At 67.1% G+C, this 19,608-nt stretch carries 24 protein-coding genes; 21 read left to right on the top strand and 3 right to left on the bottom strand.

The features are described 5' to 3' along the window. Positions 1–113: 113 nt before the first annotated feature. The 3 genes from fdhD to OXK16_09550 all read left to right on the top strand — a co-directional run bounded on the left by fdhD (position 114) and on the right by OXK16_09550 (position 2,160). Positions 114–911 (top strand): formate dehydrogenase accessory sulfurtransferase FdhD, encoded by a 798-nt coding sequence (fdhD, locus tag OXK16_09560; GenBank protein MDE0376195.1) that lies wholly within the window; start codon positions 114–116, stop codon positions 909–911. A 115-nt stretch (positions 912–1,026) separates the two neighbouring features. Further along, a complete protein-coding gene (locus OXK16_09555) occupies positions 1,027–1,392 on the top strand; it encodes a hypothetical protein (GenBank protein ID MDE0376194.1) in 366 nt (121 codons plus the stop codon). Between the two features lie 84 nt (positions 1,393–1,476). Then, positions 1,477–2,160: a maleylpyruvate isomerase N-terminal domain-containing protein gene (locus OXK16_09550; GenBank protein MDE0376193.1), complete on the top strand. Its 684-nt coding sequence runs from the start codon at positions 1,477–1,479 to the stop codon at positions 2,158–2,160. On the opposite strand, the gene OXK16_09545 is transcribed toward OXK16_09550, so the two are convergent. Continuing rightward, the gene (locus tag OXK16_09545; GenBank protein MDE0376192.1) at positions 2,157–2,636 is read right to left on the bottom strand and encodes a MogA/MoaB family molybdenum cofactor biosynthesis protein; all 480 of its coding nucleotides are present in this window, start codon (positions 2,634–2,636) and stop codon (positions 2,157–2,159) included. The genes OXK16_09550 and OXK16_09545 overlap by 4 nt on opposite strands. Before the next feature lie 73 nt (positions 2,637–2,709). Between OXK16_09545 and surE the strand changes: the two genes are divergently transcribed. The 4 genes from surE to OXK16_09525 are packed head-to-tail and all read left to right on the top strand — an operon-like array spanning position 2,710 to position 6,011. Next, on the top strand, positions 2,710–3,507 hold the full coding sequence (gene surE, locus OXK16_09540) for a 5'/3'-nucleotidase SurE (GenBank protein ID MDE0376191.1): 798 nt from the start codon (positions 2,710–2,712) through the stop codon (positions 3,505–3,507). A 16-nt stretch (positions 3,508–3,523) separates the two neighbouring features. Then, positions 3,524–3,811 carry a hypothetical protein gene (locus tag OXK16_09535; GenBank protein ID MDE0376190.1) on the top strand — a complete coding sequence of 96 codons (288 nt, stop codon included), beginning with the start codon at positions 3,524–3,526 and terminating at the stop codon, positions 3,809–3,811. 4 nt (positions 3,812–3,815) lie between these two features. Further along, entirely contained in the window at positions 3,816–4,955 is a 1,140-nt protein-coding gene (locus OXK16_09530; GenBank protein ID MDE0376189.1) for an aromatic ring-hydroxylating dioxygenase subunit alpha, read from the top strand. Next, positions 4,956–6,011: a ferredoxin--NADP reductase gene (locus tag OXK16_09525; protein MDE0376188.1), complete on the top strand. Its 1,056-nt coding sequence runs from the start codon at positions 4,956–4,958 to the stop codon at positions 6,009–6,011. Between the two features lie 28 nt (positions 6,012–6,039). Here OXK16_09525 and OXK16_09520 read toward each other — a convergent pair whose 3' ends face one another. Continuing rightward, positions 6,040–7,218, bottom strand: coding sequence for a serine hydrolase (locus tag OXK16_09520; GenBank protein ID MDE0376187.1), 1,179 nt, complete (start codon positions 7,216–7,218; stop codon positions 6,040–6,042). 184 nt (positions 7,219–7,402) lie between these two features. On the opposite strand from OXK16_09520, the gene OXK16_09515 reads away from it, so the two are divergent. The 12 genes from OXK16_09515 (at position 7,403) to OXK16_09460 (ending at position 17,013) form a co-directional block, all read left to right on the top strand. Continuing rightward, positions 7,403–8,665, top strand: coding sequence for a serine hydroxymethyltransferase (locus OXK16_09515; GenBank protein ID MDE0376186.1), 1,263 nt, complete (start codon positions 7,403–7,405; stop codon positions 8,663–8,665). Between the two features lie 518 nt (positions 8,666–9,183). After that, positions 9,184–9,429 (top strand): DUF2283 domain-containing protein, encoded by a 246-nt coding sequence (locus OXK16_09510; protein MDE0376185.1) that lies wholly within the window; start codon positions 9,184–9,186, stop codon positions 9,427–9,429. Between the two features lie 314 nt (positions 9,430–9,743). Further along, positions 9,744–10,046: an AtpZ/AtpI family protein gene (locus OXK16_09505; GenBank protein MDE0376184.1), complete on the top strand. Its 303-nt coding sequence runs from the start codon at positions 9,744–9,746 to the stop codon at positions 10,044–10,046. Beyond that, positions 10,033–10,548, top strand: coding sequence for a hypothetical protein (locus OXK16_09500; protein ID MDE0376183.1), 516 nt, complete (start codon positions 10,033–10,035; stop codon positions 10,546–10,548). Before OXK16_09505 ends, OXK16_09500 begins: the two co-directional genes overlap by 14 nt. Beyond that, positions 10,541–11,365: a F0F1 ATP synthase subunit A gene (gene atpB, locus OXK16_09495; protein ID MDE0376182.1), complete on the top strand. Its 825-nt coding sequence runs from the start codon at positions 10,541–10,543 to the stop codon at positions 11,363–11,365. The genes OXK16_09500 and atpB overlap by 8 nt, the downstream gene beginning before the upstream one ends. A gap of 78 nt (positions 11,366–11,443) precedes the next feature. After that, a complete protein-coding gene (gene atpE, locus OXK16_09490) occupies positions 11,444–11,713 on the top strand; it encodes an ATP synthase F0 subunit C (GenBank protein ID MDE0376181.1) in 270 nt (89 codons plus the stop codon). Between the two features lie 23 nt (positions 11,714–11,736). Beyond that, a complete protein-coding gene (gene atpF / locus OXK16_09485; protein MDE0376180.1) occupies positions 11,737–12,282 on the top strand; it encodes a F0F1 ATP synthase subunit B in 546 nt (181 codons plus the stop codon). After that, positions 12,282–12,815: an ATP synthase F1 subunit delta gene (gene atpH, locus OXK16_09480; protein ID MDE0376179.1), complete on the top strand. Its 534-nt coding sequence runs from the start codon at positions 12,282–12,284 to the stop codon at positions 12,813–12,815. The genes atpF and atpH overlap by 1 nt, the downstream gene beginning before the upstream one ends. 52 nt (positions 12,816–12,867) lie before the next feature. Next, positions 12,868–14,400 (top strand): F0F1 ATP synthase subunit alpha, encoded by a 1,533-nt coding sequence (gene atpA, locus OXK16_09475; GenBank protein ID MDE0376178.1) that lies wholly within the window; start codon positions 12,868–12,870, stop codon positions 14,398–14,400. Between the two features lie 9 nt (positions 14,401–14,409). Then, positions 14,410–15,300: a F0F1 ATP synthase subunit gamma gene (locus OXK16_09470; protein ID MDE0376177.1), complete on the top strand. Its 891-nt coding sequence runs from the start codon at positions 14,410–14,412 to the stop codon at positions 15,298–15,300. Between the two features lie 13 nt (positions 15,301–15,313). Beyond that, the gene (gene atpD, locus OXK16_09465) at positions 15,314–16,738 is read left to right on the top strand and encodes a F0F1 ATP synthase subunit beta (GenBank protein MDE0376176.1); all 1,425 of its coding nucleotides are present in this window, start codon (positions 15,314–15,316) and stop codon (positions 16,736–16,738) included. Continuing rightward, positions 16,738–17,013 (top strand): F0F1 ATP synthase subunit epsilon, encoded by a 276-nt coding sequence (locus OXK16_09460; protein MDE0376175.1) that lies wholly within the window; start codon positions 16,738–16,740, stop codon positions 17,011–17,013. The genes atpD and OXK16_09460 overlap by 1 nt, the downstream gene beginning before the upstream one ends. Positions 17,014–17,053: 40 nt before the next feature. Here OXK16_09460 and OXK16_09455 read toward each other — a convergent pair whose 3' ends face one another. Further along, positions 17,054–17,728, bottom strand: coding sequence for a hypothetical protein (locus OXK16_09455; GenBank protein ID MDE0376174.1), 675 nt, complete (start codon positions 17,726–17,728; stop codon positions 17,054–17,056). A 122-nt stretch (positions 17,729–17,850) separates the two neighbouring features. Here OXK16_09455 and OXK16_09450 point away from each other — a divergent pair, with 122 nt between their 5' ends. Beyond that, positions 17,851–18,144: a hypothetical protein gene (locus OXK16_09450; GenBank protein ID MDE0376173.1), complete on the top strand. Its 294-nt coding sequence runs from the start codon at positions 17,851–17,853 to the stop codon at positions 18,142–18,144. A gap of 92 nt (positions 18,145–18,236) precedes the next feature. After that, positions 18,237–19,310 carry a hypothetical protein gene (locus tag OXK16_09445; GenBank protein MDE0376172.1) on the top strand — a complete coding sequence of 358 codons (1,074 nt, stop codon included), beginning with the start codon at positions 18,237–18,239 and terminating at the stop codon, positions 19,308–19,310. Positions 19,311–19,608: the final 298 nt, after the last annotated feature.

Genomic DNA, 19,608 nt, shown 5'->3' with positions numbered 1-19,608 from the left:
AGTAGGCGGGCCACCGGCCTCGTCCGCTGACAGCAGCCTCGGGATCGCCGGCTCCGCGATAATCAAGGGAACCGAGGCACGACCCCAGTCACGACTCCGGCACGAGGGAGCACATGTCAGCCAGTTCATCCCGCCCCGTCCTCCGCGTCAGCGACGAGGGTCGAGCGGCGCTCAGCGACCTGTTGCCGACCGAGGAGCCGGTCGAGTTCCGGCTCCAGGGAGTCCCGATCGCGGTCCTGATGCGGACTCCGGGTCATGACGAGGAGCTGGCCCGGGGCTTCGCCCTCACCGAGGGCATCATCCTGAACCCGAAGGAGCTGGCCGAGGTCAAGGCGCTGCCGGGCCTGGACGGGGCTGGACGCTACGACCTGGTCCTGGCCGAGGGGATCCGGGTCGATGAGGAGCAGTTTCGCCGCAACCTCTACGCCACCTCCTCATGCGGGGTGTGCGGGAAAGCCTCCATCGATGCGGTCCGCGTGGCGGCGCCGCCCCTCCCGGCCGGCCCGGTCATCCCTGCCGGCCTGTTGCAGGACCTCATGGAGTCGATGCGCTCGGCCCAGGCGGGGTTCGACGCCACCGGGGGGCTCCACGCCGCCGCCGCGTTCACCGGCGAGGGCGAGTTCCTGGGCGCCCGCGAGGACGTGGGCCGGCACAACGCCATGGACAAGCTGGTCGGCCATCTCTCGTGCCGCCGCTGGCCGATCGGGGAGCTGGTCGTCACCGTCTCCGGCCGGGTCTCGTTCGAGCTGGTGCAGAAGGCGGCGGTCGCCGGGATCAGCGTCCTGGCCGGCGTCTCGGCCGCCTCCTCCCTGGCGGTGGATCTCGCCGACGAGTTGGGCCTGACCGTGGCGGGCTTCGTCCGGCCAGGCGGCTTCAACCTCTACACCCACCCCCACCGCATAGCCCCTTGAAGGTTGAGACTCAGAGACCGTAACCGACGCACCTCGGCGGTCGGCTCACGTGTCACGCACGTCTGCTAGCCTGCTGACGAGGCTAGATAAGATTATATTCGGAGGGGGTACGACGATGGACGAACATATCCGCACGCTATACGAGATCGTCGGCAAACTCGTCACCCAAGGAGGGAAGCACCTCGAGTTCCAGGCCGTGATGGTCGAGCAGGTAGCCAAGCTCGTAGAGGGTCAGAAAGAGCTTGTCGAGGGTCAGAAGGAGCTTGCTTCAGGTCAGAGGAGAATCACCGCAACCCAGAAGAAGCTGGTTGAGGACGTACGGTGGCTCATCGACAGCCATGCCCAGATCGTCGACAGGCTGGAGATCCTCGAACAGGGGCAGCAGGACCTGTTCCGGCTCTACGACGCGAGAAGGACGAGTGACTGTCTCAGCCGGGAGGCGACCCCTCGGGCCAGGCGCTACCTGCGTCGGGTGAGCTAGCTCGGGACCCTGATGAGGGTGTCCCCCTAGCGGTGCTCGGTGTCTCCGGCCAGCAGCTGGAGGATGTGGGGCAGCAGTGGCTCGATGGCTGATGAAAGGCAGCCACGCGGGTTTACCATGACGTGGGTGGGGTCCACACTGGACATCGATCAGAGTCGAAGGGCCTTCCGCGAGGCCGGGATCTTCTTCGTGGACACCGTCGGTCGGGTACCGCCGCATGCGATGGACGATCCGGGGTTGGGGGTGTGGAGCGTTCGGGAGTTGATCGGGCACACCTGCCGCGCTCTCCTCGCCGTAGAGCACGGTGCGGGCCGTGAGTCCGGCATACCGGCTCGGCTGGCCCGCCCGGCGGACTACTTCTGCGAAGCGTTGAAGGACACAAGCATCCATGACGCCATTGCCGAGGGCGCGGCTGGCGCCGCCGCCGCCCTGGGCGAGGACGTGTCAACGGCTGTGGCCGGAGTCGTGGACGGTGTTTTCCGCTTCGTGGATTCGCTGCCCGACGATCACCCGGTAGGTACGCCGTGGGGCGAGATGCGGCTCGCCGACTACCTGCCGACCAGGACCTTCGAGTTGGTGGTCCATACCCTCGATCTAGCGGAGGCGCTGGGCCGGGTCGGTCGGGTACCCGAGTCGGCGTTGTCGGTTGCGCTGGGGTTGCTCACCGAGGCCGCAGCCCGCACGGGACGGGCCGAAGAACTGCTGATGGCCCTAGCCGGTCGGGCGCCGCTCCGGTCGAATCTCCTCGCCCTGGGACCGGACTCCTAGCGGTGCTCGGTGTCTCCGGCCAGCAGCTGGAGGATGTGGGTTAGCAACGGTTCGAGGGCGTCCATGCCCTCGGTCACGGCTTTCGGGCTGCCGGGGAGGTTGACCACCAGGCAGGCCCCGATCACGCCCGCCACGCCGCGTGACAGGGCGGCCATGGGCGTGTGGCGCAGGCCCTCCGCCCGGATCAGCTCCGACAGGCCGGCGGCCGGACGGTCGATCAGGGCGGCGGTGGCCTCCGGGGTCACGTCCCTGGGCCCGAAGCCCGTACCGCCGGTGGTGACGATCAGCCGGCGCCGCGGGGCCAGCCGCGCCAGCAACTCCTGGATCACCTCACGGTCGTCCGGGACCAGATGGCGGTCGACCCGGAAGCCCAGGCCGGAGAGCCGGGCGGCCAGAACGTCGCCGGACGTGTCGGCCCGGGTCCCGTGGGTCACCCCGTCGCTCACGGTCACCGCAGATGCCTTGATGGTGTCCATGGCCCCCATGGTACGGGACCGTCACGCCACCCCGGACGCCCGATGCCGGTCCGGGGCGGGCTAGCCTGCCCGCGTGTCCTGGATCCTCCTCACCAACGACGACGGCGTGGACAGCCCCGCCCTCCCACCCTTCCGCGCCGCCCTCCGGTCGCTGGGAGAGGTGCGCACGGTGGTCCCGGCCGGGCAGCGAAGCTGGATCGGGAAGGCCCTGACCCGCTTCGAGCCCATCGAGGTGGCCGAAGTGGACCAGGCCGGCGCCACCGTGGTGACCGTGTCGGGCACCCCTGCCGACGCCGTGCAGGTGGCGGCCGGGTACTTCGGGTCACCTCCGGACCTGGTGGTCTCCGGCATCAACATCGGCTACAACCACGGCGCCGGCTACATCATCAGCTCCGGGACGGTCGGCGCCGCCTTCGAAGGATGGGAACTCGGGATCCGGTCCGTGGCCTTCTCCGCCGGGGTGCGGGGACGCTGGCATACCTGGTATCCGATCATGCGATCCGCTGCCTCCGCACCGGACTGGGAGCGCCTGGCCGCGGTCTGCGCCGACATCCTCGGCGACCTGCTCGACGCGGACCTCCCCGCCGACGTGGTCACGGTCAACCTCCCGTGGGAGGCCGACCTCGCCACCCCGCGCCGGGTGGTGCCGCCTGCCCGGGTCACCTATGGGCAGATGCATCATCGGCTCGCGGACGGGACCTACACGCACAACTACCAGGAGGACTTCGGAGACGTCCCGCTGGACGGCACCGACATCGGCGTGAACCATGCGGGCGAGATCGCCATCACCCCCCTGATGGCCCCGGCCTCGCCCCCGGTTGCCGAGGAGGCCCGCAACCGCGTCGAACGCCCGGCGGGCGCGGCGACCTAGCGAGAGAGGCCCGGCGATGAGCTATATCGTTGATCGGATGAGCCGGTCCAAGCTACCTACGGTGGTGGCGCTCGCAGCGCTGCTCATCGCCACCTGGATGGATTGGCAGTGGGTCTGGGGAGTCTTCTTCCTGTACTGGGCTGTTCTCGGCATCATGACCGGACAGGCCTTCGTGGTGCGGACCGTCGATCAAGATGAGAGCCCTCTCCTGTTCTGGCTGATCAGCGTGACGTGGCTGGTGGTCGCCGCGCTGTCCATCTTCTACGACCTCTTTCCCGAGACCGCCCGCCTCTGGTTGGGATAGAGCGATGGCCGACCGGAGAGGAATGCCCATCCTGCCCGTGGAGGCCTACACCTCGAGGGCGTGGTTCGACCGCGAGCAGGAGCGCATCTTCTCCCGCACCTGGGCTTGCGCCGGTCTCGCCGAGGACGTGGCCGAGCCGGGCCAGTACGTGTCGGTGCAGGCCGGGCTCAACAATATCTTCATCGTGATGGGCAGGGACCGCCGGTTGCGGGCCTTTCACAACATCTGCCGCCACCGGGGGACGCAGCTGCTGAGGGCGGTGGGCAAGACCCAGCGCGCCATCGTCTGCCCCTATCACGACTGGACCTATGACCTCGAGGGGCGCCTCGTCTCCGTGCCGGACCGGGAGCGCCAGTTCCCGGGAGTCGACCTGGACTGCGTCAGCCTCAAGAAGGCCTCGGTGGACCTGTGGAGAGGGATGCTATGGGTGCATCCCGATGAGAACGCGGGTTCGATAATGGACTGGTTCGGCGAGGTGGAGCCGCACCTGGGCCCTCACGAGGTGGACGAGCTTGCCGAGTACCCGAAGGGGCGCACCGAGCACACCATCGAGGCCAACTGGAAGATCGTGGTCGAGAACTACATCGACGGTTACCACCTGGCGCACCTCCACTCCGGGACGCTGGGGATGTACGACCACTCGCGCATCGAGTCGGGCTTCGTCGGCCCGCACTTCGCGTTCTGGGAGCCCCTGGCGCCGGACTACGCCAAGGACGTAGAGAAGAACTCGCCCTATCCGCTGGTGATTCCAGCCGAGCAGGCGGGCGCATGGGTGCCGATGCTCTTCCCCGGCATCGGGCTGGCGGAGACCGAGAGCACCTGGTCCCTGTTCCACGTGAACCCGATCTCGCCCGACCGCACCCGGGTGGTCATCCGCACCAGGGTGGCCGCCGTTCCGTACCGGGCCTTCGCGCGCCAGGCGGCCCGCTCGCGACGGTTCTGGGCCAGGCGCGTCTCCGGTAAGTTCGAAGGGCATGGAGACGACCCCATGGCCTCGGGCGACTTCATGGCCGAGGACATCTACGCCTGCGAGCAGCAGCAGCGGTCCCTCCGGAGCCCCTACTTCGAGCATGGCCCTTCCTCGGAGGGCGAGGCCGGGGTACGCGAGCACCAGGAACTGGTGCGGCGCTGGGTCGAGGGATAGGTGGACGGAGGATTCCACCGGCTCCGGGTAGCGGCGACCCGGGCCGAGACCGAGCGGGCCACCAGCCTGGTCTTCGAGGTTCCAGAAGGGCTGCGGGAGGCCTTTCGCTGGAAGGCCGGTCAGCACGTCACGCTGCGCTTTCACCTCGGTGGTGAAGAGGTACGGAGGCCCTACTCGATCTCCGCCAAGCCGGAGGGCGGACGTCTGCGCGTCACCGTCAAGCGGCACGAGAGTGGCCTGGTCTCGAATCACGTGAACGACCGCGTGGCCGCCGGCGACGTGGTGGAAGTGATGCCTCCCTTCGGCGGCTTCTACCTGGATCCCGATCCCAGGGCCCGGCGCACCTATTACTTCTTCGGTGCGGGCAGCGGCATCACGCCGTTGTTCGCCATGATCGGCTCCGTCCTGGCGTCCGAGCCTCACTCGGTGGCCCGGCTGGCCTATGGCAACGTCGACGCCGGATCGGTCATCTTCCATGAGGACTTGGCCCGGATGGAGGAGGGCTCGGACGGTCGTCTCCGGGTCCGGCACGTGCTGTCGTCCCCCTCCCGGGCACCGTCGCTCGCGCCTTGGAGACGGGGACGGATCGACGCCAGGTGCGTGGCCGATTTCATCAACGAGCATCCGCCGTACGCCCAGGACACCCGGTACTACGTGTGCGGCCCTGGACGTATGAACACCGCCGTCCGGCGTGCCCTCCTGGACATCGACGTACCGGACACGCGCATCCGCATGGAGAGCTACGGCCCGGTGGAGCCACCCGACGACTCGGTAGCGGGCGTGGCGGCGGAGGCCACGGTACGGCTCGGAGGCGTGACCCTTACCGTTCCCGTGGCGGCCGGGCAGACGGTGCTGGGCGCGACGCGGGCTGCCGATGAGACTCCGCCCTATTCGTGTGAATCAGGCGTCTGCGGCGCCTGCCGGGCGAGGCTACGCCGGGGAAGAGTCCACCTCCGGGCCCGCATGGCCCTGACCGACGCCGACATCTCTGGAGGGACGATTCTTACCTGCCAAGCTCTACCCCTCACCCCCCGGCTCACGGTGGAATACGACTGAGACCGGGCTGCCGGACCAGGATCGGGTGTCAGCCGCCCTGGCGGGCGATCGCCTCGTACAGCGCGTTTGAGAGGGCGCGGGGGCGGGGGTCGGTGCCCGCATTCATGTACGTCTGGTTCATGGCATATCCGAAGCCCACTTCTGCGACCGGGTCGGCGTAGCCGAGGGGGCCTCCAATACCCTGCATCCCGAACGCCTCGTCGTTGGGTCCCAGCGACATGCCGCCACCGATGGAGCGGCCGTAGCCGAGGGCGACCCGGGATGCGCCTCCGAATACGGCATCGATGCCCCGGGCCTGTTCGGCCGAGTGAGCGACGACCGACTCCTCGGACACGATCCGCACCCCGTCGAGCATGCCTCCCCCGGCCAGCATGGCGTACATGCGGGCCACGCTCCGGGCGTCGCCGATCCCGTTGATGGCGGGCGCCTCCGCCGTCCAGAGGTCGGGGTCGTTGGCCAGATCGACCGAACTCCGCCGCTCAGGGCCGATGAAGAGCGCGGCACCGGCGGGATTGTCCGGTGCCCAGATGGCCATCAGGAGGTCGGCTGCCGGGTCGGGATCGTGCAGGAGCCGGGCCACCCGCCCGTGCTGCTCGGTGGGAAGCCCGATCCAGACGTCCAGGCCGAGCGGGCGGGCCACCTCGTCCGCGAAGAACGTCCCGAGAGTGCGGCCGTCGATCCGTCGCACCAGCTCGCCCACCAGCCAGCCGTAGCTGATCGAGTGGTATCCGAGGGTGGTTCCCGGCTCCCAGGCCAGGGGTGCGGCGGCGAGCCGGGCCGCGATCTCATCGGTGCGATGCCATCCCGCCGTGTCGTCACCGCTCACGAGATCCCAGTACCCGGGGAAGGACGGAAGCCCGAGCGTGTGGCTGAGGATGTGCCGGACCAGCGCCCCGTCCTTACCCTGCGCGGCGAACTCGGGCCAGTAGGCGGCTACCGGGGCGTCGAGATCCATCAGGCCGCGGTCAGCCAGGACCTGGGCCACGAGGGCTGTCGCCCCCTTCGTCACCGAGAACAGGAAGACGAGCGTGTCATGTGTCCACGGGCGCTCAGGCGTCGCCATCCCAGCCCAGACGTTGACCACGCACTCGCCCCCCACGTAGGCGCAGAACTCGGCCCCCACCTCGCCCCGGATGGCGAAGTTCTCCTCGAACGCGTCGACGACCGGCTCGAAGCCCGCGGTCACGTGCCCGCTGATGTCGATCACTGCGTGCGTTCCTTCACCGGGTTGAGACACTAGGGGGGTCCGCGAACGCCGCGCAAAGGGGTCCCGCGGCAGCTGCCAACCGCAAACGGCCGGCCGCCGGCGGATGACCGTTGCAGCATCCGTTTCGGGCTTCGCACTAGTACCCTGGGACCGCGTCCAGAGCGGAGGTGACGGCATCACCGACATGCGACCGATCGAACAGGTCGACTCCCAGGTGGCGGAGCTCATCCGCCGGGATGTGGCCCGCCAGAACACCCACATCCACCTCATCGCGTCCGAGAACTTCGCGTCGCCCGCCGTCATGGAGGCGTGCGGATCGATCTACACCAACAAGTACGCGGAGGGCTACCCGGGGCGGCGCTACTACGAGGGCTGTGAATGGGTGGACGGTCTCGAGAGCCTGGCCATCCAGCGCGCCAAGGCCCTGTTCGGCGCGGAGTACGTCAACGTGCAACCCCACTCCGGCGCCCAGGCCAACATGGGGGTCTACTTCGCCCATCTCGAGCCGGGCGACACGGTGCTCGGCCTCAGCCTGGCCGAGGGCGGCCACCTGACCCACGGCTCGCCCGTGAACTTCTCCGGTCGCCTCTACCGGTTCGTGGCCTACGGGGTCGATCGCCAGACCGAGCGGATCGACATGGACGAGGTGAGGGCCAAGGCGCTCGAACACCGCCCCAAGATCGTCCTTGCCGGCTACTCCGCCTATTCCCGCCACCTCGACTACGACGCCTTCCGGTCCATCGCCGACGAGATCGGGGCGCTGCTGATGGTGGACGCGGCCCACTTCATCGGCCTGGTGGCGGGGGGCGCGTCGCCCAACCCCGTGCCGATCGCCGACATGGTGACAGCCACCACCCACAAGGCGCTCCGGGGACCCCGGGGCGGCATGATCATGGCCAAGGAGCAGTACGGAGCCGGTCTCAACAAGGCGGTCTTCCCCGACATGCAAGGGGGGCCGATCATCAGCCAGATCGCGGGCAAGGCGGTCTGCTTCGGAGAGGCTTCGACGGACGCCTACCGGGCCTACGCCCACCAGATCGTGGCCAACGCCTCGGCCATGGCCGGAGCGTTCACCGAACGCGGGGTGCGGGTGGTCTCAGGCGGAACCGACAACCACCTGCTGCTGCTCGACATGCGATCCATCGACGAGGATCTGACCGGCAAGGAGGCCTCGACCCTGCTCGACTCGATCGGGATCACCCTGAACCGGAACGGCATCCCGTTCGACCCGAGGCCGCCCTTCATCACCAGCGGCCTGCGCATCGGCACGCCGGGCATCACCACCTGCGGGATGGAAGAAGCCGAGGCGGCCCGGATCGCCGCCTTGATCACCCGCGCCCTCCGGCACCGGGCGGACGAGGCGGTAGTCGGGGAGGTCCAGAGCGACGTGGCGGAGCTGGCCACGGCCTTCCCTCCCTATCCCCCCGACTTCCCCGGCCACGTCTAGCACTCAACATCGGAGTAACTGACTTCGCCCTCCGCCCCTGGCAGGGCGACTTCAACTGAGTAACCACCACAGGGCAGCCGGCCCAGGGCAGCATCGTGGAAGTGCCCTGGGTGGCAGCGCCCCTCCCCGGCATCCGGGTCGCGAATCACACCTCTTGAAGCCGGATGCGGATCACCGTACGTTCAACTGATGAGCGATACCAGCCACACTCGGCCATTACCGCGCGATATCCCAGAGGCCGTGAGACCGTCTTGAACAAAGGACCTGGATTCCTCGGATCCGGCCAAGAGCGACGCCGCTTCAGCTATCACGCATTGAGGCGAATGGGCGAGCAGGGAATCACCCGTGAGATGGTGGAGACCGTCCTGGCTCGTCCACGGCGGTGGTTCGAAGGAGACACCGCCCACGAGTATGAATCCACGGTGAAAGGCCGCCCACTACATGTCGTACTCTCCGCAGGCCCTCGACCGGGTATCGTCATTACCGTCTACTGGGTTGGCCGTTGAAGGGAGAGCCGGATGCAGGTTCGTTATGACTCGGAGGCTGACGCGATCTTCCTGCGGCTGCGCCCCGCTGACGGAGGCGAAGCCGGCGGGCGGCGACTCGACGACACCCGCATCGCCCATCTCGACCACTCCGGCCGCGTCTTCGCGTACGAGTTCCTGTTCGTGAGCCGAGGTGTCTCCCTTGAGGGGATCGGAAGCGACGACGTAGCGCTAATCCGTGAAACGCTCCGGCCCGTGAGCCGGCTGGCGGTCGCCTGACGGCAGGTCTTCGATCCGACCCATCCTGACCGGCCTGCCCGGTTGCCCTGGCTCGGAAAGTGGAGCTTTAGATTATCATGATATTCTAAAGTTCATGGTGATGAAACCTTCTAAAACGATTATTGTCGTTTGTTTGTCACCTGGTCCGAACCCCGTCCGAGCCGACCCGTAGGCTGTTCTCAGTCCATCGACGTCGGGACTGGAATCTGGCCATCCGCACCCGTCGAGCGGCTATTCGTAACCGGCGATCAGCCCCGGTTTATGCTCCTCTGCTGATTGTGAAGCTGATCACAAGCGGGCTACCATCCGGGCTGATGCCCGAGTCCGCCGGCCAGCACTCCTCCCACGCGGAAATCCCTCGACCCGCCCAGGGTTCCGCCCTCCGGACAGCACACACCGGGGTGACCGCCGCAGTCTCCGACGGATGGGTTGCAGGAGGCTCCTTCTTCGGTTCGATAATGGCCGGCACCCTGCTGGGCTGGCTTGCCGATCGATGGTTGGACACCGAACCTTGGCTCATCGTGGCCGGCATCGTCCTGGGATCCGTCAACGGGTTCTATCGCCTGTGGATGGTGGGCAGGGTCCCCACCGGGAAGCAGCCCGTTGCCGGCCGCTGAGACCCATACGTCGCACTCCGGGGGTCTGACCCGCCACGAGGTGGAGGACTATCTGGCCGGGCGCCCGCCCGTGGAGCTCAACCTGGTGCGATCCCTCCTGCGCCGCACCGTGGTGGTGGGTCCGGTCGCGGTGGTGCTGGCAGGTCTGCTCAGGGGCCTCGACGGCGCCGTGGCCGCGGCCATAGGGGTCGTCCTGGTGGTCGGCTACTACCTGCTGTCAGGGGCGCTGATGTCCTGGTTGGCTAGGGTGTCGCTCGGGGCCTATCATGCCGGTGCCCTCTTCGGGTTCGTAGCGCGACTCGGCCTGATAGTGGCAACGATGCTGGCTGTGGCAGCCCTATTCGATGTGGACCGTCCGGCGCTCGGGCTGACCGTGATCGCCACCTACATGGTGTTGCTCCTCTGGGAGGCGGGAGCGCGCGGGAGCCGGCGAGCCAGCAGATCCGGCAAGGTGTGGAAAGCCGGGACGGCGAGCGGAAGGAGTGATCGATCGCATGGGTGATGTGATGATTCTGGCGATCGACTGTGACCTCGAGGCCGAGGTCATATGCGCGCCCACCGACGTGAACAGCCTCTTCGAGTTCACCACGCCGCTGTTCTCGATAGGCGGGTTCCATTTCACCCGAACCGTCTTCCTGATCTTCGCCGCCATGGCCATCGTCCTGGGGCTCCTCTACTTCGGCCTGCGCCGCGGGCAGCTGGTCCCCTCCAAGTACGAGTTGGCGATAGAGAGCCTGGTGGGCTTCGTCCGGGACGACATCGCCAAGGGCGTGATCGGACCGGTGCACGGGATGCGCTACTTCCCCTACCTCCTGTCGGTCTTCTTCTTCCTGCTGGTGGGGAACCTCTTCAAGGTCACTCCGTTGGTGAACTTCCCGATCAGCTCGCGGATGGCCCTGTCCGGCTTCCTGGCCATCCTCACCTGGGTGATCTTCGTGTTCGTTGGCTTCGCCAAGAACGGCTTCAAGCACTACTTCTTCGATGCCCTCTGGCCCAAGTCGGTCCCCATCGCTATGCGCTGGCTGGTCGGGCTCATCGAGATCGTCTCGACCTTCGTGCTCCGACCCGTGACCCTGGCCGTGCGGCTGTTCGCCAACATGGTGGCCGGGCACCTCATGCTGACCCTGCTGCTCGTGTCGGGCCTGCTCTTCGTGGCCGGCGTGGGCGACATCGGCCTCAAGGCGGGTATCGGAGTCATCTGGTTCGCCTTCGGGCTGGCCATCTGGATCTTCGAATTTGTGGTGGCGGTGCTTCAGGCCTACATCTTCACCCTGCTCTCCGCGGTCTACATCCAGACCTCGCTGGAGCCGGCCCACTGACGGTTAGCGAGCCGGACACGGGCGCACGGGCCTAACGACAAAGTGACGAAATAGACAACCAGAAAGGGAGAACGAAGGATGGACGCAGTTCTTGCGCTAGGGCAGGGAGCGCTCACGCTGGCCCAAGCCGGCCTCACCGGCAACATCAGCGGGAGCCTCAACCTGGTCGGCTACGGCCTGGCGGCCATTGGTCCCGGCATCGGCATCGGCATCGTGGTCGGTAACGCCATCACCGCGATGGTCCGGCAGCCGGAGATGGAGGGAACGGTCCGCACGACCATGTTCTTGGGCATCGCCTTCACCGAGGCGCTGGCCCTGATCGGCTTCGTGTTGTTCTTCATCGGCTGATGGTGACCTCGAACAGGCGATATATGGCGGCGGCGCCCCTGGTGGTGGCTGCCGAGGAGTCGGGAAGCAGCGGGATCGACCTGCTGCGGCCCGAGATGTCGGAATTGATAGCGGGCGTCATCGCCTTCGCGATCATCTTCTTCTTCGTCTGGCGATGGGTCGTGCCCACGTTGAGCGCCACGCTTGCCCGCCGCCAGGAGGCCGAGCGGTCCCGTCTCGAGGCGGCCGAGAACACCAAGGAGGAAGCCGAACAGCTGGCCTCCCAGTACCGCGAACAGCTGGCCGGCGCCAAGGACGAAGGGACTCGAATCGTCGACGAGGCCCGCCAAGCGGCCGAGTCGGTGCGTACCGAGACGATCGCCCGGGCCCAGCAGGAGGCGGACGACATCGTGGCCAGGGCTCGCGACGAGGCGAACGCCGAGACCGCTCGCGCCCTCGCGGAGGCGCGCACCACGGTGGCCACCCTGTCGGTCGACCTGGCCGAGAAGGTGGTCGGGCGCAACCTCGACCGGGAGGCCCAGATGGGCTTGGTCGAGGACTATCTCGCGGAGTTGGAGTCGAGCAAGTAGTGGCCGACGCACGGATCCAGGGTTACGCCGCCGCCATCTTCGAGTTGGCCCGCGGCGAGGGCGTCCTGGAGCGGGTCGAGAACGAACTGTTCCTGGTGGCCCGGGCGCTGGAGGGTTCCGAGGACCTGAGGGAGGCCCTCAGCGACCCCCGCCTGCCCATGGAACGCAAGCAGGCGGTGATCGACGACCTCCTGGCGGCCCGCGCCCACCGCCTTACCGTCGCCTTCGTGAGCTTCGCGGTGGGGCTGGGTCGGGGCGAGGACCTGACGGCGATAGCCGACCAGTTCACGGCCCGCTCGGCCGAGGCGCGCGATCGGGCTGTCGCCGAGGTGCGGAGCGCGGTCCCGCTGGATGACGAGACCGTAGATCGCCTGGCCCGGGCCCTGGCCGAGCGGATCGGCAATCAAGTGGAGGTCCGGGTGGTGGTGGACGAGTCGGTCCTCGGTGGTCTGGTGGCCCGGGTGGGCGACACCGTGATCGACGGCTCCGTCCGCAAGCGTCTGGAACGCCTACGCGAGGCGGTGGCCGGATGACCGGACTTGCCCCCGAAACAAGGTCAACCGAGATTCAGGAGTGGAGTATTCGATGGCTCAACTGACCATTAGTCCCGATGACATAACCGCCGCGCTCCGGGAGCATGTGGAGAGCTGGTCGCCCAGCCTCGAGCAGGAGACAGTCGGTTACGTGACCTCGGTCGCCGACGGCGTGGCCCGGGTCTCCGGACTCCCCAATGCCGCCGCGTCGGAGCTGATGGAGTTCCCGGGAGGGCTGCTCGGCGTGACCCTCAACCTCGACGAGGAGGACCTCGGGGTGGTGTTGATGGGCGACGCCTCCCATATCGAGGAGGGCGACGCGGTCCGCCAGACCGGACGCGTCCTCTCGGTTCCCGTGGGCGACGGGCTGCTGGGACGGGTGGTCGGCCCGCTGGGCGAGCCCCTGGACGGCAAGGGGGACATCCCCTCGACCGAGCGCCGCCTGCTCGAGACGCAGGCGCCGTCCGTGGTGCAACGCCAGCCCGTAACCGAGCCGCTCCAGACCGGCATCAAGGCGATCGACTCGATGACCCCGATCGGTCGGGGACAGCGGCAGCTCATCATCGGCGACCGCCAGACCGGCAAGACCGCCATCGTGGTCGACACGATCATCAACCAGAAGCAGTTCCAGGGCACTCCCGACGAGGTCAAGTGCATCTACGTGGCGATAGGCCAGAAGGCATCGACGGTCGCCGAGGTGGTGGCCGCCCTCGAGGAGGCCGGTGCCATGGACTACACGGTGGTGGTGACGGCCGCGGCCTCGGAGCCGCCGGCCCTCCAGATGTACGCGCCGTATGCCGGCTCCGCCATCGGCCAGCACTGGATGTACAACGGGCAGCACGCCCTGGTCATCTTCGACGACCTGTCCAAGCAGGCGGTGGCCTACCGTGAGATCTCCCTCCTCCTGAGGCGCCCGCCCGGACGCGAAGCCTTCCCCGGCGACGTCTTCTACCTGCACAGCCGGTTGCTGGAACGCTGCGCCAAGCTGTCGGACGAGATGGGCGGGGGATCCCTCACCGGCCTGCCGCTGATCGAGACCAAGGCCAACGACGTGTCCGCCTACATCCCCACCAACGTGATCTCGATCACCGACGGCCAGATCTTCCTGGAGACCGACCTCTTCTTCGCGGGCATCCGTCCCGCCATGAACGCCGGCATCTCGGTGTCACGGGTGGGAGGCAACGCCCAGATCGGCGCCATGAAGAAGGTCGCCGGGACGCTCCGGCTCAACCTGGCCCAGTACCGCGAGCTGGAGGCCTTCGCCGAGTTCGGCTCCGAGCTGGACGCCGTGTCGCTGGCCCAGCTGGAGCGGGGCCGCCGGGTGGTGGAGGTCCTCAAGCAACCCCAGTTCGCCCCCGTTCCGGTGGAGGAGCAGGTGCTGGCCATCTACGCGGTGACCCAGGGCCTCTTCGACGACATCCCCGGCGAGGACATCTCGAGAGCCGAGCGGGAGCTGCGGGAGTTCGTGCGGGTCCGGCACGCCCACCTGCTCGACACCATCAAGCGCACCGGAAAGCTCCCCGATGCCGGCGCGCTGGAAGAAGCCATCTCGGCCTTCAAGGACTCGTTCGGGGGAGGGGAGTAGCGCCCCGGAATGGCCAGCGCCGAACTCCGAGCCATCCGCCGGCGGATTCGAAGCGTCGAGTCCACCAAGAAGATCACCCGGGCGATGGAGTTGATCGCCGCCTCGCGCATAGTCAAGGCCCGGGAGCGGGTCCGGGCCGCCCGCCCCTACGCGGAGAAGATGATCGAGGTCATCCGCAACGTGGCCCGCGCCTCGGGAGACGTGGCAGACCCCTTGCTGGAGCGCCGGGACCTGGTCACGATGGGTGTGCTGGTGGTGACCTCGGACCGGGGCCTGGCGGGTGCCTACAACTCCTCGGTGCTGAGGATGGCCGAGCGGCACATGGTCGAGTGGCGGGATCAGGGAGTGGCGGTCCGCCTGTACGCGGTGGGGAAGAAGGCGCAGACCTACTTCAGCTTCCGCGGCTACGAGATGGCCGAGAGCTTCCTGGCGGTGACGGACCAGCCCACCTACGCCGATGCCCGCAAGATCGCCCAGGCCCTGACGGACGACTACCGGTCGGGGACGGTGGACGCCGTGGACATCTTCTACACCGTCTTCCGCTCCGCCCTGTCGTACGTTCCCACCCAGGCCGAGCTGCTACCGGTCAGCCCTCCCGCCGATGAGGAAGGCGGGCCGGATGCCTCGGGGCCGGCGGTCTCCTACGAGTACGAGCCGGATCCGGGCGCCATCCTGGGGCGATTACTACCCCGCTACGTGGAGTCGGCCATATACGAGCAGCTGCTGGAGAGCTCGGCGTCGGAGCACGCCAGCCGCCAGCGGGCGATGAAGGCGGCCACGGACAATGCCGAGGAGCTCATCAAGGTCCTGACGAGAACGGCCAACCAGGCCCGGCAGGCCGAGATCACCACTGAAATAGCCGAGATCGTGGGCGGCGCGCAAGCGATGTCCGCGAGTTGAAACTGGAGAGAACATGGCAGAAGCTGTCAGCGTAGGGCGGATCACCAAGGTCGCCGGCCCGGTGGTCGACGTGGAGTTCCCGCGGGAAGGCCTCCCGGAGATCCTCCACTCCCTCGAGATCGAGTTCGACGTCGAGGGCGAGCACAAGACGGTGGTGGCCGAGGTGGCGCAGCACCTGGGTCGCAACCGGGTGAGAGCGGTGGCGATGGCGCCGACCGACGGCCTGGTAAGAGGGTGTCCGGTTCGCAACACCGGCGCGCCCATCTCGGTCCCGGTCGGGGATCAGACCCTCGGGCACATCTTCAACATGTGGGGCGACTCCCTGGACGCCCCCGACATCGAGTTCAGCGGAGAGCGCTGGCCGATCCACCGTCCCGCCCCGCCCTTCGAGGATGTCGAGCCCACCAAGGACGTGTTCGAGACCGGCATCAAGGTGCTCGACCTCATCTGCCCCTACCTCCGTGGCGGCAAGATCGGCCTGTTCGGCGGCGCCGGCGTGGGCAAGACGGTGCTCATCCAGGAGATGATCAACCGGGTGGCCACCCAGCACGACGGCGTGTCGGTGTTCGCCGGGGTGGGGGAGCGCACCAGGGAGGGGAACGACCTCTTCCTCGAGATGTCCGAGACCGGGGTGATCAACCAGGCCGCCCTCGTCTTCGGCCAGATGGACGAGCCCCCGGGAGTCCGCCTCCGGGTGGGCCTGTCGGCGCTGACCATGGCCGAATACTTCAGAGACGTCCAGCGCCAGGACGTGCTGCTGTTCATCGACAACATCTTCCGCTTCACCCAGGCCGGTTCGGAGGTCTCCACGCTGCTGGGCCGGATGCCCTCGGCGGTGGGATACCAGCCCACCCTGGCCGGCGAGATGGGCTTCCTCCAGGAGCGCATCACCTCGCTGAAGGGCAGGTCGATCACCTCGATGCAGGCGATCTACGTCCCGGCGGACGACATCACCGATCCGGCCCCGCACACCGCCTTTGCCCACCTGGACGCCACCACCGTGCTGAGCCGCCCGCTGACGGCACTGGGCATCTATCCGGCGGTGGATCCGTTGGACTCGACCAGCCGGGCGCTGGATCCCCAGATCGTGGGGACCGAGCATTACGACGTGGCGACCGACGTGCAGCGGGTGCTGCAGCGCTACAAGGACCTCCAGGACATCATCGCCATCCTCGGCGTTGACGAGCTGTCCGAGCAGGACAAGCTGATCGTGGCCCGGGCCCGCCGCATCCAGCGGTTCCTGTCCCAGCCCATGTTCGTGGCCGAGCAGTTCACCGGACAGCCCGGCGTCTACACGTCGCTCCAGGAGACCATCGACTCCTTCAAGATGTTGCTGAACGGCGAGCTGGACCATCTGCCGGAGCAGGCCTTCTACATGGTGGGAGGCGCCGAGGAGGCGATGCGCAAGGCCCGCGCCATCCAGCAGGAAGCCGCCTAGTGGTAGTCGCCTCGACCTCCATGAAGGTCGACGTGGTCTCCCCCGAGGCCGTGCTGTGGTCCGGCGAGGCCGAGTTCGTGGTGGCCAGGACGGTGGAAGGCGAGATCGGCATCCTCGCCAACCACGAGCCCGTGATGGCCGCCCTCGGCGCCGGGACGGTCAGCATCCAGGCCGGCGAGGACCGCATCAAGGCCACAGTGGGCGGAGGCTTCCTCCAGATCCTGAACAACGCCGTCACCCTGTTGGTCGACGAGGCCACCCTCGAAGACGACTAAACCCCACGGGTAGGCAAGTCCCCGTAGTGGCTGTCGACGGTCAGGGCCGGGCAGCGAGGACGCTTGGTGTTCGGCTTCGCGCGGCGACCCAGGTACGACTGTCGGAGCAGATCCATCCCACCACTTCCAGCAGTTGGGCGTGATCGCGAGCCAGGTCGCGCCGGTGGATCGGCTCGTGATGCGCGATCCGGTTCCGGAGAAAGTGGAGACGCTGCATACGATCTGCTACTTCAGCCCGTACGCGCCGTGTGTTAGGTGTCGATGGGTGTAGTGGGAACGCAGCAGTGAGGGCAGGCACCCATAGCGAAGTGTGATACGGCGGTTCGCATAGGTAGCGCCAGAACCCGAATCCGAGTTCGGCGATCACCTTGCCATGCACCTCAGGGTGTCTCCCTCCCTGGGTCGCTCGTTGGCGAGCCCTGTCTACGTCGACTCTGGCTCGAGACGCCAGCTGACCGGGGAATAGTTCTGTTCGCCGATACCAGGTCGTTTGCCATCCTTGATCCCTCCCGTGCCTTATCAGCGCATTGTCAATCGCATTGCGAAAGACGACCTCGAGACGGCCGAGGTCCTCGTGCAGGGCACCGCCCGCCAGGGTGTTCCAGTCGTAGAGGTCGATGGCATACCCAAGGCTGCCCCCGGTCGCGTTGAGGTAAGAGGCGAGCCGGTCGCGCGTCAGGCGGTTGGCGACCTTCTGGTAGTTGACCCTTGACATCTGTCCCACAGCGGGAGTACATTAGGCGTCGAAGACCCCGGAACCGTCCCTGCCTCGGCAAACGGCCGGGGTTACGCCTTTCTGAGCCGTCCATCGCCATCGAGGTGTCAGGATGGGGTAGGTTGACCGGTATGGAGAACAAGCAGGCAAGCGAGCCCGCACTCGAGGAGGCGCCGAAGCTCTACGCCATATTTGTGGCCGGTCCCAACCCAGACATGGATCCGGACCCGGCCGCGGCTATGGAGGAGATCCACCAGGCCAGCCTCAGTAACTCTGACAACTTCTACAACAATCCTCAGAAGCATCAGGAGGCGCTGGAGGGCCTCGGCCGACTGCTCGATGAGTGGCAGGAGGAGAACGGGGCGTTCACCGAAGAGGAGTTGGAGGCAGCCCGGATCAGCCTGTACGGGGAATGACCATCGTGCCCGAGGCCGGGGTGCTCATCGCCATCGACCGTATCCGCTGAGGGTCACGGCGGCGGGGTAATCGGATAAGGTCGGGAGTACGCATGACACAGTTCCCGCACATCAGCGACGAGCGGCGCATGGAGATGCTGGCGCCGCAACCCGGCAGGGTTCGGGTCTTGATCGATACCGATGCGGCCAACGAGGTCGATGACCAGTTCGCCATCACCTGGGGGCTTCTGTCGCCCGAGCGGTTGGACATCGAAGCCATCGTCGCCGCTCCGTTCTCGCGGGCTTACTTCAGGGAGCCTCTCCTGGAGGCGGCTCGGGCGGACGTCGACGACTCGACCGCCGGGGAGGTCGACGATATCGCTGCCTGGTTACACCGGCTGAGAGCATCCGGAATCGAGCCCGAGGAAGTCGAATTCGAGACGACGGCCGAGGGTATGGAGCTGTCGTTCGCCGAGATCGGCACCCTCATGGGGTGCCTCGGCATGTCATCCGACGGGGTGGCCTTCCGGGGCGCCGACCGGTTCATGGAGTCACCCGACGACATCGTGGACAGCGAAGGCGCCCGGCGGATCATCGAGGCCGCCATGGCGGACGACGACCGGCTGCTCCATGTCGTGGCGATCGGGGCGGTTACCAACATCGCCGCGGCGCTGCTGATGGAACCGGAGATCATCACCCGGATGGTGGTGTCTTGGACATCCGGCTACCCGACGTTCGTGAGGTTCAGCAACTCACCCTCGATGAACCTGGTGCAGGACCAGCACGCCTCCCGCCTGCTCTTCGACTCGGGTGTGCCGCTCCTGTACCTGCCGGGCTACTACATCGGAGAGCAACTCGTGATGTCGTTGCCGGAGTCGGAGCGGTGGGTCGACGGCCGTGGCGAGATCGGCAGCTACCTCCACTACCTGTACACGCACAACCGCCTCCGGGCGCAACGGCTCGTCGAGCCCTTCCCGGGCCAGTCCTGGGTGTGCTGGGACTTCATCAACTTCGCATGGCTGATCGATCCCACTTGGGTGCCGACCGCATTCGTGCCGACTCCCACCCTGGACGAGGATCTTAAGTGGCGCCACCTGCCCGGCCGGCCGCTGATGAGCGAGGCCACCGACGTCGACAGGGACGCGGTCTATCGCGACTTCTTCCGCAAACTAGATCGGCAGGACTAGGCCGTTGTGTGTATAGTACAGCACATGAGATTACACATAACCTTGGACGAAGAACTTGTGGCCGATCTCGACCGGCGGGCTGGTCCTAGACGTCGTAGTGCGTTCATCGCCGCTCTGATCCAGCGTGGGCTTGATGACGAGCGTCGATGGGACGAGATAGAAGCCTCCTTGGGGACCATCCCGGATACTGGTCATGAATGGGACGAAGATCCTGCTAACTGGGTTCGGTCCCAACGGCGGGGGGATCGTCGACGGTCCGGCTGAGATTGTCGCGACTGCTCATCGACTCCACAGTGCT

The organism is bacterium (genome assembly GCA_028821235.1).
Classification (GTDB): domain Bacteria; phylum Actinomycetota; class Acidimicrobiia; order Spongiisociales; family Spongiisociaceae; genus Spongiisocius.
This window is presented reverse-complemented; position numbering and strand designations above follow the sequence as displayed.

Coding starts and splice junctions, on each gene's coding strand:
- fdhD (MDE0376195.1), top strand. CDS start 114: ATGTCAGCCAGTTCATCCCGCCCCGTCCTCCGCGTCAGCGACGAGGGT.
- OXK16_09555 (MDE0376194.1), top strand. CDS start 1,027: ATGGACGAACATATCCGCACGCTATACGAGATCGTCGGCAAACTCGTC.
- OXK16_09550 (MDE0376193.1), top strand. CDS start 1,477: ATGGCTGATGAAAGGCAGCCACGCGGGTTTACCATGACGTGGGTGGGG.
- OXK16_09545 (MDE0376192.1), bottom strand. CDS start 2,636: ATGGACACCATCAAGGCATCTGCGGTGACCGTGAGCGACGGGGTGACC.
- OXK16_09535 (MDE0376190.1), top strand. CDS start 3,524: ATGAGCTATATCGTTGATCGGATGAGCCGGTCCAAGCTACCTACGGTG.
- OXK16_09530 (MDE0376189.1), top strand. CDS start 3,816: ATGGCCGACCGGAGAGGAATGCCCATCCTGCCCGTGGAGGCCTACACC.
- OXK16_09515 (MDE0376186.1), top strand. CDS start 7,403: ATGCGACCGATCGAACAGGTCGACTCCCAGGTGGCGGAGCTCATCCGC.
- OXK16_09510 (MDE0376185.1), top strand. CDS start 9,184: ATGCAGGTTCGTTATGACTCGGAGGCTGACGCGATCTTCCTGCGGCTG.
- OXK16_09505 (MDE0376184.1), top strand. CDS start 9,744: ATGCCCGAGTCCGCCGGCCAGCACTCCTCCCACGCGGAAATCCCTCGA.
- atpB (MDE0376182.1), top strand. CDS start 10,541: ATGGGTGATGTGATGATTCTGGCGATCGACTGTGACCTCGAGGCCGAG.
- atpE (MDE0376181.1), top strand. CDS start 11,444: ATGGACGCAGTTCTTGCGCTAGGGCAGGGAGCGCTCACGCTGGCCCAA.
- atpF (MDE0376180.1), top strand. CDS start 11,737: ATGGCGGCGGCGCCCCTGGTGGTGGCTGCCGAGGAGTCGGGAAGCAGC.
- atpA (MDE0376178.1), top strand. CDS start 12,868: ATGGCTCAACTGACCATTAGTCCCGATGACATAACCGCCGCGCTCCGG.
- OXK16_09470 (MDE0376177.1), top strand. CDS start 14,410: ATGGCCAGCGCCGAACTCCGAGCCATCCGCCGGCGGATTCGAAGCGTC.
- atpD (MDE0376176.1), top strand. CDS start 15,314: ATGGCAGAAGCTGTCAGCGTAGGGCGGATCACCAAGGTCGCCGGCCCG.
- OXK16_09455 (MDE0376174.1), bottom strand. CDS start 17,728: ATGTCAAGGGTCAACTACCAGAAGGTCGCCAACCGCCTGACGCGCGAC.
- OXK16_09445 (MDE0376172.1), top strand. CDS start 18,237: ATGACACAGTTCCCGCACATCAGCGACGAGCGGCGCATGGAGATGCTG.